General features: G+C 35.7%; 8 protein-coding genes, 2 rRNA genes and 2 pseudogenes. 6 read left to right on the top strand and 6 right to left on the bottom strand.

The window, feature by feature from the left end; genetic code table 11:
- Positions 1-274 (top strand): annotated as a pseudogene (locus WOCAOBSORBRA_RS03870) (transposase); the annotation flags it as partial.
- A 93-nt stretch (positions 275-367) separates the two neighbouring features.
- Here the strand turns inward: WOCAOBSORBRA_RS03870 and WOCAOBSORBRA_RS03865 are convergent.
- From WOCAOBSORBRA_RS03865 to pstC, 4 genes are all read right to left on the bottom strand, one after another.
- Complete coding sequence (locus WOCAOBSORBRA_RS03865; RefSeq protein ID WP_238514246.1) at positions 368-547, bottom strand: ankyrin repeat domain-containing protein; 180 nt, start codon at positions 545-547, stop codon at positions 368-370.
- A gap of 426 nt (positions 548-973) precedes the next feature.
- The gene (locus WOCAOBSORBRA_RS03860) at positions 974-1,318 is read right to left on the bottom strand and encodes a F0F1 ATP synthase subunit epsilon (RefSeq protein ID WP_006279902.1); all 345 of its coding nucleotides are present in this window, start codon (positions 1,316-1,318) and stop codon (positions 974-976) included.
- A 12-nt stretch (positions 1,319-1,330) separates the two neighbouring features.
- On the bottom strand, positions 1,331-2,758 hold the full coding sequence (gene atpD / locus WOCAOBSORBRA_RS03855; RefSeq protein WP_010962432.1) for a F0F1 ATP synthase subunit beta: 1,428 nt from the start codon (positions 2,756-2,758) through the stop codon (positions 1,331-1,333).
- A gap of 101 nt (positions 2,759-2,859) precedes the next feature.
- A complete protein-coding gene (gene pstC, locus WOCAOBSORBRA_RS03850; protein WP_038199744.1) occupies positions 2,860-3,948 on the bottom strand; it encodes a phosphate ABC transporter permease subunit PstC in 1,089 nt (362 codons plus the stop codon).
- Between the two features lie 107 nt (positions 3,949-4,055).
- On the opposite strand from pstC, the gene rpmH reads away from it, so the two are divergent.
- The 3 genes and pseudogenes from rpmH (at position 4,056) to WOCAOBSORBRA_RS03835 (ending at position 4,883) form a co-directional block, all read left to right on the top strand.
- The gene (gene rpmH / locus WOCAOBSORBRA_RS03845) at positions 4,056-4,190 is read left to right on the top strand and encodes a 50S ribosomal protein L34 (RefSeq protein ID WP_006279898.1); all 135 of its coding nucleotides are present in this window, start codon (positions 4,056-4,058) and stop codon (positions 4,188-4,190) included.
- A 67-nt stretch (positions 4,191-4,257) separates the two neighbouring features.
- Positions 4,258-4,533, top strand: a pseudogene (gene rnpA, locus WOCAOBSORBRA_RS06325) (ribonuclease P protein component); the annotation flags it as partial.
- A gap of 86 nt (positions 4,534-4,619) precedes the next feature.
- Positions 4,620-4,883: a hypothetical protein gene (locus tag WOCAOBSORBRA_RS03835; protein ID WP_077188558.1), complete on the top strand. Its 264-nt coding sequence runs from the start codon at positions 4,620-4,622 to the stop codon at positions 4,881-4,883.
- An 85-nt stretch (positions 4,884-4,968) separates the two neighbouring features.
- Here the strand turns inward: WOCAOBSORBRA_RS03835 and rrf are convergent.
- Positions 4,969-5,075 (bottom strand): 5S ribosomal RNA (gene rrf, locus WOCAOBSORBRA_RS03830).
- A gap of 66 nt (positions 5,076-5,141) precedes the next feature.
- Positions 5,142-7,907, bottom strand: a 23S ribosomal RNA gene (locus tag WOCAOBSORBRA_RS03825).
- A gap of 335 nt (positions 7,908-8,242) precedes the next feature.
- Here WOCAOBSORBRA_RS03825 and WOCAOBSORBRA_RS03820 point away from each other — a divergent pair.
- The gene (locus WOCAOBSORBRA_RS03820) at positions 8,243-9,313 is read left to right on the top strand and encodes a methyltransferase domain-containing protein (RefSeq protein ID WP_174515967.1); all 1,071 of its coding nucleotides are present in this window, start codon (positions 8,243-8,245) and stop codon (positions 9,311-9,313) included.
- Positions 9,314-9,376: 63 nt separating this feature from the next.
- The gene (locus WOCAOBSORBRA_RS03815) at positions 9,377-11,161 is read left to right on the top strand and encodes a ribonucleoside-diphosphate reductase subunit alpha (RefSeq protein WP_006280151.1); all 1,785 of its coding nucleotides are present in this window, start codon (positions 9,377-9,379) and stop codon (positions 11,159-11,161) included.
- Positions 11,162-11,344: the final 183 nt, after the last annotated feature.

Genomic DNA, 11,344 nt, shown 5'->3' with positions numbered 1-11,344 from the left:
TAGTTATAGATTCTTTATTGATGGCCGTTGATAAACGCAAACCCGATAAAAATCTGCTGTTACATAGCGATCAAGGGTCACAGTATACCTCTCAAAATTACCAATTTCTATTGAATACAAAAAACATCATTTCCAGCATGAGCCATAAGGGCTGTTGTTACGATAACTCTGTTGCAGAAAAGTTCACTTAAAAGGGAGCTGCTTATTGATACTTCTCGCTCAACAAACCAGAACTGCCATATTTGAATACATAGAAATCTTTTATAACAAATAACGTAGACATTCTACTATTAACTATTGCATTCCTGCACAATTTATTCTCATGATAAAAACGTCTTAACTTTCTCTCTACTTTTTCTGGGTAAGGTCAATTTGGGTCTGCACCATTTTTGAGTAATAGTTTTACTTCTTGTGCATTACCATCTTCTACAGCTAGGAATAATTGTTCTTCCTGTGTTTTTACGCGTGTTTCCACATTAGATATAAAAAATAACAATACTAAACATGCAATACCAATAATGCTAATATATTTTATAATTTTTCTCATAAGATATTTTACAATGCTTCTAATAATATTAGATATCATCTATAAAATTAAAAAATCCATGAAAGGGGATGAAAATATGTAAAAAAGTATTATTGATTAATTAAAAACAGATTTTGATTTGATAATACTAATAAAATCGATTTATCTTAAATTTACGTTGATTTTTACCTGTTATTTTTTGTAGTTTATCCAACGTAAATTCCAGGTAAAACAAAGTCGTTATCTCCAACCGTTACAACCAACTCTCCTTCTTTAATTTTTATTTGATTAGGTGTATGGTCCCATACCATCACACTCTGGGATCATACACCTAAAGTACTCCGACACTGGGATGACACCCCGGGGTTTCTGGGATGACAAAAAAGAGCCCCCTGAGCAAAAATCTTATAGCCACTTGAATGATAATTGACTTTTTGCCTAAAATAACTAAGAAAGAAACTTCTCATCAAGATAACTTAAATATATACTAATTCTCTTATTTTTAAACGATTTCTCATCATGAATTGCACGATCAAAAACCTGAATTTGACTTGTTATAATGCTACAATTATTATTTGCAACTTCTAATACGCCACTATCAATTACAACCTTCTTTTCTGTTTGGTTACTCATTTTAACAGTAATCATACCAGGCAATAAATAAATTAAGTAAGGAGCATGGTGAGCTAAAATCATAAGCTCCCCTTCGAGCCCAGTTACTGAAAGAGAAACCACTCCACTGAATGAAATTTGATCATCAGGAGAGAAAAATTGCACTTTAAAAGTATTCATAATCTTTAACTTTTATTTAGCTTCAGCTTGTATTAATTCAGCCTTTTTTATTGCTTCATCTATATTCCCCACCATATAAAAAGCAGCCTCTGGTAAGTGATCATATTTGCCTTCAACAATCCCTTTAAAACTGGAAACAGTATCAGAAAGTGAAACAAATTTACCAGGCATGCCAGTAAATATTTCTGCAACGTGAAAAGGTTGAGAAAGAAATTTCTGAATCTTACGAGCCCTATCAACAATAATTTTATCTTCATCAGATAGCTCATCCATACCAAGTATTGCGATAATATCTTGCAGTGATTTATAAGTTTGCAATATACGTTTCACCTCAGAAGCTACATTATAATGTTCTTCACCAATGATTTCAGCAGATAAAGACTGAGAAGTTGAATCAAGTGGATCAACAGCAGGGTATATTCCCATTTCAGCTATTTGCCTTGACAACACTGTGGTTGCATCAAGGTGAGAGAATGTAGTTGCTGGGGCTGGATCAGTCAAATCGTCCGCAGGAACATATATAGCTTGCACAGAAGTAATAGAGCCAGAAGTTGTTGAAGCTATTCTTTCTTGCATTGCACCCATATCAGTTGCAAGGGTTGGCTGATAACCAACAGCTGACGGTATTCTTCCAAGTAAAGCAGAAATTTCAGAACCAGCTTGTGTAAATCTAAAGATATTATCCACAAAAAATAGAACATCTTGGTTTTCACGGTCACGAAAATACTCTGCCATAGTAAGTGCTGTTAAAGCAACTCTAGCCCTTGCTCCAGGAGGCTCATTCATCTGACCATAAACCAAAACAGCTTGAGATTTTTCATGCTCATTTATATTTATTACATTTGAAGTGATCATCTCGTGATAAAGATCGTTACCTTCACGCGTTCTCTCCCCTACCCCGGCAAACACAGAAAATCCTTTATGAGCTTTTGCTATATTATTAATTAATTCCATTATTAGGACTGTTTTACCAACACCGGCTCCACCAAATAAGCCAATTTTTCCTCCTTTAAGATAAGGTGCAAGAAGATCTATAACTTTTATTCCCGTAACTAAAACTTCTTCCTGTATTCTCTGTTCAGTAAAACTTGGAGGTGCTCTGTGTATAGGCTCTAAGTTATACTTTCCCTTCAGTGGACCACACTCATCTATAAGCTCTCCAACAACATTAAAAATCCTTCCTAAAGTTGAACGCCCAATTGGCACCGATATTGGTGCACCTGTATCAACAAATTCATCCCCCCTTGACATGCCATCTGTGCTATCCATAGCAATACAACGAACTATATTGTCACCTATATGCTGCGAAACTTCTAAAACCAGCTCCTTATCCTTATATTTTAGTTTGCTTTTTAAAGCATTAAATATTTTAGGCAATTCACCTTCAAATTTTATATCAACAACTGCTTGAGTTACCTTAATCGCTCTACCTATATTCATCTCTTTATTTTTATCACCTAACACTATAATTCCATAAAAGAACTTCTAAAGAAAATAAATTTTATATTATTAATAGAAATTTTGCAACATTAAAACGCTTACTAGTTACGCTTCATTACAAACAATGCAAATGCATTTAATAGCCAAGTAATAATAAACAATACTAAACTAAGCGCATAAGCAGCAAGAGTTTGTACACTATTGAAATCCTGATCTCCGGTAAGTAATGTAGCGATCTGCACGGTAATGGTAGTAACTGAATTAAGAGGGTTAAAAGTCAAATTTGCGTTGATTCCCACAGCCATTAGCACAATCATTGTTTCACCTATCACTCTTGAAATTGACAATAAAATTGCACTTAAAATTGTAGGCATTGCATAAGGTATTGTTATATGCCATATAGTTTCCGCTGGAGTTGCACCAAGTGCCATGAAGCCATAACGCAAGCTTTTTGGAACAGATCTTATGGCATCTTCGAGTAAAGAAATAATAAAAGGAAGAATCATTATCCCAATCGATAAACCGGCAACTAAGGCACTTTCTGAGTGTATACTTAAACCAAAAAAATTTGCTACCTGCTTTATAAAGAAAGACAAAAACACAACCGCGAAATATCCATATACAACCGTAGGAATAGCAGACAAAACTTGCAAAGTTGTATTAACAATATAACGCACTTTCTCACTCGCATATTCACTAATATATATTGCAGAAAATAAACCAAGCGGAACGACAACTAACATTGCTATAATAGTTATAAGTAATGTACCAACTAAAAGCGGCGCTATACCAAAACATCCTATCTTCTCTTCATTGATAGTGACTACATTGTGGCCCCATTTCAAGCAAAACAAGAATTCTGAAATAGCTACTTTATTAAAAAAACTAATGGATTGAATAAAAATAGACAGCATTATAAATAAAGTGATAAAAAATGATATGGCCAAAGCCACAAATAACGAAAGTTTTATTATCTTATTTCTTTTATTTTTAAAGATAAAAGCAAGCATGAAAAAAAGTAACGCTATAGAAATAAAAGTTACAAAACAATTATTATAGAATACTAACAACCAAGTTAGCATCCATACACAACTAAGATATAGATAAGATTTAACCTTATTTACTTCTTGAAACCTACTAAAACAAAATAAAAGGATTAGTAAGACAGGTATGACTATCACCGAATTCATTCTTCCATGCATCAAATTTTATTCTACGAAAATGTCATACAAGTTCACCATTATTTGACAATAAAGTAAAACAATTTAAAATAAATAATTATATTAATATAAAAACAATGAAGAGAACATTTCAACCAAAAAATTTGATAAGAAAGCGCAGACACGGATTTCGTTCACGTATGGCAACAAGAGCTGGAAGAAAAATCCTTAATAGGCGCCGTTCATTAGGGTGTAACAAATTATGCGCATAGTAAGTATAAAAAAAAAGATTTTTCTTCTGCTTTCAAAAATAAGTTAGCACTCAACAGTCTTTTTTATCGTGGGCTTTATATATCACTGTACGCTATAAAAGAAAGAGAACCTGAAAAGTACATTCATACTATTAGAGTAGGTCTGGCTATCAGTAAAAAAACCGGAAAAGCAGCAAAAAGAAATAAAATAAAAAGGCAACTACGAATGCTTGCTAAAATTAACATTTTAAATATAAGTAATATAGGGTACTACTACATAATACTAACTCATAGAAACATTATGCAAGCAAGTTATAAAAATTTACAAAAAGATCTAACTATTTGCTTAAAAAAGATAAAATAAAAAAAAATCTCAATTAAGGTATTTACAACTATATTTTTTATGATAATATAGGTAAAATTTTTAAAAATAGTTAATGGGTGTGGTGAATGGTAGAGCATATAAAAGAGGTAAATAACACAGGCTTTGGTCAGATGTATCAATTCTTATTTCTTCCTAAAGGAACAGGAACAGATTGGAGGTCAGCATTTCGCCAACAAGAAGAATTATTTAAAAAAGTGGGAGGTAATGTAATATTACCAGAAATCAGTAATTCTCCTTCAAAAGGGAATCAATTAGGGGAAGTAGGAACAATGCTAAATAATGTAGAAAATGACCAAGAACATATAAGAAAAAAAAGATATCGTAGTTAAAGTAAAAACTTAAAGAATAGTAACAAAACAAGAAAGTTAAAATATAAGTATACCTACTGTCTAATTAACAAAGAAATTTTTATAAACTTGGCGGCGACCTACTCTCCCTTTTCAAGTACCATCAGCGCTAAAAAGTTTCACTTCCGAGTTCGAGATGAGATCGGGTGGTTCATTTTTGCTATAGCCACCAAGTCAATAAAAATTTCTAACTTAACAATTTTAACTTAATATTTAACACTGCATACACACATATAGAAAGCAAATAAATCAATCAGGCTATTAGTACTAGTTAGCTTCACATGTTACCATACTTCCACACCTAGCCTATCAACGTGGTAGTCTTCCACGGCCTTAATTGGGAAATCTTTTTGAAGAGGGTTTCTTGCTTATATGCTTTCAGCAATTATCCCATCTATACATAGCCACCCAGCGATGCTATTGGCATAACAGCTGGTACACCAGAGGTATATCCATCTCGGTCCTCTCGTACTAGAGTCAGACCTTCTCAAATTTCCTTCACCCACGGCAGATAGAAACCGAACTGTCTCACGACGTTCTAAACCCAACTCACGTATCACTTTAATCGGCGAACAGCCGAACCCTTGGGACCTTCTTCAGCCCCAGGATGTGATGAGTCGACATCGAGGTGCCAAACGGTGTCGTCGCTATGAACGCTCGAACACCATCAGCCTGTTATCCCCGGCGTACCTTTTATCCGTTGAGCGATGACCCTTCCATACAGAATCACCGGATCACTATGACCGACTTTCGTCTCTGCTTGGCTTGTCAGCCTCGCAGTCAGGCAAGCTTATGCCATTATACTATCAAGCTGATTTCCGACCAGCTCTAGCTTACCTTCGCACGCCTCCGTTACTTTTTAGGAGGCGACCGCCCCAGTCAAACTACCCACCATACAATGTCCTAGTTCCAGATAATGAAACATAGTTAGATATCAAAAGTGTAAAGGGTGGTATCTCAAGGTTGACTCCATTATAGCTAGCGCCATAACTTCAAAGTCTCCCACCTATCCTGCACATCACACTTTTAATAGCAATGTAAAGCTATAGTAAAGGTGCACGGGGTCTCTTCGTCTAACCGCGGGTACCCCGCATCTGCACGGGGAATTCAATTTCGCTGAAGTGATGTTGGAGACAGTGGAGAAATCGTTACGCCATTCGTGCGGGTCGGAACTTACCCGACAAGGAATTTCGCTACCTTAGGACCGTCAGTGTTACGGCCGCCGTTTACTGGGGCTTCAATTCGGAGCTTGCACCCTTCCTATTAACCTTCCAGCACCGGGCAGGCGTCAGACCCTATACTTCCACTTACGTGTTTGCAGAGTCCTGTGTTTTTAGTAAACAGTCGCTACTCCCTATTTTGTGCCACCTACTCATAGTTGCCTAAAAGCAGGTTACCCTTCTTCCGAAGTTACAGGTATAATTTGCCGAGTTCCTTCAACATCATTCTTTCAACACCTTAGTATACTCTACTCATCCACCAGTGTCGGTTTGCGGTACGGCCTCATAAATATAAGTGCTATTTCCTGGAGCTTCTTTTAAGCATAGATCAATCCAATAAGATCTATACAAATACGAAACCCGTCACACTTAAGAGGTTTAGGAATATTAACCTAATTGCCATCGACTACTCCTTTACGGACTCGCCTTAGGAACCGACTAACCCTACGCAGATTAACTTAACGTAGGAACCCTTAGATTTTTGGTGAGAGTGTTTTTCACACTCTTTTACGCTACTTATGTCAGCATTCTCACTTCCGATATCTCCAGCAGTTTTCACAAACCACCTTCACAGACTTACGGAACGCTCCGCTACCGCGCCTATTGATCGAAATCAATAAGCACTCACATCTTCGGTATACAGCTTTAGCCCCGGTACATTTTCGGCGCAGAAAAACTTATTTAGACAAGTGAGCTGTTACGCTTTCTTTAAAGGATGGCTGCTTCCAAGCCAACCTCCTAGCTGTAATGGTTTTTCTACTTCCTTCCCCACTTAGCTGTAATTTTGGGACCTTAGATAGTGATCTGGGTTGTTTCCCTCTTCACCACGGACTTAGCACCCGTAGTGTGCCTGCTGTATAATTAATTGTTGGTATTCGGAGTTTAGTTAGATTTGGTAAGACGGTGAATCCCCCTAGTCTATCCAGTGCTCTACCCCCAACAACATACATACAACGCTCTACCTAAATAGATTTCGCGGAGAACCAGCTATTTCCAAGTTTGATTGGCCTTTCACCCCTAATCACAACTCATCCAATAATGTTGCAACATTAACTGGTTCGATCCTCCAGTGTGTTTTACCACACCTTCAATCTGGTCATGACTAGATCACTTGGTTTCGGGTCTAATCCATAAAACTAAAACGCCCTATTCAGACTTGCTTTCGCTACGCCTACACCTAACGGCTTAAGCTTGCTTCATAGATTAACTCGCTGACCCATTATGCAAAAGGTACGCTGTCACTCTAAATATCAATAAATTGATATAGAGCTCCAACTGTTTGTAAGCACTTGATTTCAGATTCTATTTCACTCCCCTCCCGGGGTTCTTTTCACCTTTCCCTCACGGTACTTGTTCACTATCGGTCGTTAAGGAGTATTTAGGCTTGGAGGATGGTCCCCCCATATTCAAACAGGATTTCACGTGCCCCGCTCTACTCAAGGATTTAAAAACTTTCTATTTATACAGGACTATCACCTTCTATGGTTACTATTTCCAGAGTATTCTAATTCTTATTCTTAAATCACTAGCCTTTTCCGCTTTCGCTCGTCACTACTAACAGAATCTCGGTTGATTTCTTTTCCTTTGGCTACTTAGATATTTCAGTTCACCAAGTTTGCTTTACATACTTAGTACGTAATAACTAGCTAAACTAGTTGGGTTTCCCCATTCGGAAATCTGCGGATCAAAATTTGTTGACAATTCCCCACAGCTTATCGCAGCCTGCCACGTCCTTCATCGCCTCTTAACGCCAAGGCATCCATCAAGTGCTCTTAATAATTTATTTATCCGACTATATGCAGAATATGCAGAGTTAAATATTATTAAAATTGAATTGAGATTAAATTAATCTCTACCATAAAACTTGTCAAACATCTAAAAACTAAATTAATCTTTTATATGTTATAACCTAATAAATAATATGTCAACGCCTTTTTGCACAAAACATTTACTTATATTATCAACAACAATATACTAGCAATCCTAAACAGTATAATCTGAGAAATATGTGGTAAACTTATATATACAGTAAAAATTAATAAAAAAGATATTTTGTAAGATAAAATGTGTTAAAATCAATTGCCTAAAAATGATAATAAACATTCGGAGTATTTCTAACGTATGAAAAGTAATCTCTCTTTTATAAAAAACGTTGCTTTAAATTGTATGTCTAAGCTCATTGGCGTATTAAATATTAAGAAAGTAAAACACTTCATTGTGAATAAATATAATACTCTTCATAAAGAAATGACAGTGCTTCTTAAAAAATCTAAGAACCTGTTAAACACCAACATTGAAATCGGTTTATATCACTTTTATAAAGGTAGCATATCAGATGCAAAGTTACGATTTTGGTTAATTAGCATATTTTACCCCCATTTACCTATAGTCTGGTATAACATCGGAAGGTGTCATTTTGCGGTAGGGAATACTAACAAAGCTTATAATTATTTAACAAGGGCACTAAAATTAGATAATGACCACGAGGAGGCGTCTTACTATATAAAAAAAATGACAAACTCAGCGCCTATTACAGAATTGCCAAAAAACCTCATAAGACAATATTTTGATTACACAGGTGAATATTTTGTTGAGCATTGGTTGATTGCCAAACAATATAGAGGGCATGAACTTGTACACATGATAATTACAAAAATCTTCAACAACTCCACTTCTGAGCTCAATATACTCGACCTTGGTTGTGGAACTGGAATATGTGGTCATTTCTTGAAAATAAATAGTATTGGAAACCATATAACAGGAATTGACATTTCAAGTAGAATGCTAAATATCGCAAGAGGATGCTTTATAAAAGGTAAGCCTGTTTACAATGAATTAATACATATGGAAATGAAAGAGTTTCTTAAACAAGAGAAAAACCAGCAGTATGATGTAATTATCTTTGCTGAAGTGCTACATTATCTACATGACTTTCAAGAAGAGTTGGAATTAGCAAAAAGATCTACGAGCAAAAAAGGAGTTATTGTATGTTTAATAAGAAGAAAGGAAGGTGAAGGTATTGACTTTGTAAACAAAGGAGACTATTTTCGTCACTCAGAAAGTTATGTTCAACATGTTGCAAAAGAAATAAATATGCAAATAAGTTATATGAGTTACTGTAAAATATATGGCAGTCAGGTTGACGGTATCTTGTTTGCATTACAGCATCAAAAAAAAATCCGAAAAACCTAACTTAAAAATCGCTCAAAATGACTTTTAAGTACCTATATATAATAAAAGAATAAAAGGAACTTTATGAATAACATTACCATTAATTACGCAAAGGACAGCAAATTAACCGACTTTGGAAAAGCAGTTCTATCAGACAGGTATTTAATAGAAAATGAAAGTTATCAAGACCTCTTTGCACGTATTGCTAATTACTATTCTGATAATAAAGAACATGCGCAGCGTCTTTATGACTACATGAGCAACTTGTGGTTCATGCCTTCAACACCAATACTCAGCAATGGTGGCACTAAGAGAGGGTTACCTATCTCTTGCTTTCTTAATGAAACCGAAGACAGCTTGCAGGGAATAGTTGATCTATGGAACGAAAATGTTTGGCTTGCTGCACGTGGAGGAGGCATAGGTAGTTATTGGGGAAATTTACGCTCAATAGGCGAAAGCGTAAAGGGTAGCGGCAAAACATCAGGAATTGTTCCATTTATTGTAGTGCAAAATGCTCTAACGCTTGCAATTAGTCAGGGATCCCTAAGGCGAGGAAGTTCAGCAGTCTACCTTCCTGTATCTCATCCGGAGATAGAAGAGTTTCTAGATTTACGCAAGCCAACAGGCGGTGACCCAAATCGCAAAGCGTTAAATATACATCATGCTGTAATAGTAACAGATAAATTTATGCAGGCTGTTGAGAATGATCAAGAATGGAATTTAATAAGCCCTCACAACAATAAGGTTATTTCAACTGTAAAAGCGCGGGATATATGGATCAAAATATTAACAGCAAGAGTTGAAACTGGAGAACCTTACATTATTTTCCTTGATGCAACAAATAACAATAAGCCAGAATCTTACAAAAAGCTCAACTTAGACATCAAGATGTCAAATCTATGCAGTGAAATAACTTTAACCACAGGTTATGATCACCTGAATAAGTCACGCACTGCTGTGTGTTGTCTATCATCCGTAAACCTTGAGTACTACGAAGAATGGAAAGACAATAAACTCTTCATAGAAGATATAATGCGCTTTCTTGATAATGTATTGGAAGATTTCATAAATAAAGCACCGAATGAAATGCAGCGAGCAAAATATTCTGCAGCCAGAGAACGCAGTATTGGTCTTGGTGTGATGGGCTTTCACTCATTTTTACAAAGCAAAATGGTTCCTTTTGAATCAGTAACAGCACAACAATGGAATAAAAAAATATTTAAGTATTTACGCGAGCAAGCAGATATAGTTTCTAAAAAATTAGCAGAAGAAAAGGGAGCATGTTCTGATGCCAAAGAAGTTGATCTAATGGAAAGGTTTACACACAAACTCGCTATTGCTCCTACTGCCTCGATCTCCATTATTGCAGGTAATACCTCCCCTGGAATAGAACCATACGCAGCAAACGTATTCATACAAAAGACACTTACAGGTTCATTTGTAGTGCGAAATAAATTCTTGCAAAAACTATTAGCAGAAAAAAATCAAGACAATGATAAAATATGGTCTTCAATTTCAACAAACGAGGGTTCCGTTCAGCATTTAGATTTTCTTAGTGAGCATGAAAAATTGACATTTAAAACAGCGTACGAGCTTGACCAAAGATGGATTATAGAACATGCAAGTGATAGAACTTCGTATATTTGTCAATCTCAATCAGTAAATCTGTTCTTACCTGCCAACGTACATAAACGTTACTTGCACAAAATACACATGCTTGCTTGGAAAAAAGGATTGAAGAGCTTATATTACTGCAGATCACAATCAATGCAGAGAGCCGATAAGGTCTCGCATGACATATTCAAAAAAAGTGAAATATTGCAACAAAAAACAGATATTGACTACGATGAATGTCTGTCATGCCAATAGCGGCCTTACTCAAAAAAAGTAGAGAGAAAGTTAAGCAAATGGGTAAATAGACTTCTTGCATAACCATATAACGCACTTTTATTGGGAATAGAAACGAAAAAACTTTCTTGACAAACTCCGCCAGCCCCCTTATCATGAAACTGAAGCTATTTATTTATCTTCTCTGTACAGATTAAATGACAA

Origin of the sequence: Wolbachia endosymbiont of Cardiocondyla obscurior (genome assembly GCF_902713635.1) — a bacterium.
GTDB classification, from domain to species: domain Bacteria; phylum Pseudomonadota; class Alphaproteobacteria; order Rickettsiales; family Anaplasmataceae; genus Wolbachia; species Wolbachia pipientis.
This window is presented reverse-complemented; position numbering and strand designations above follow the sequence as displayed.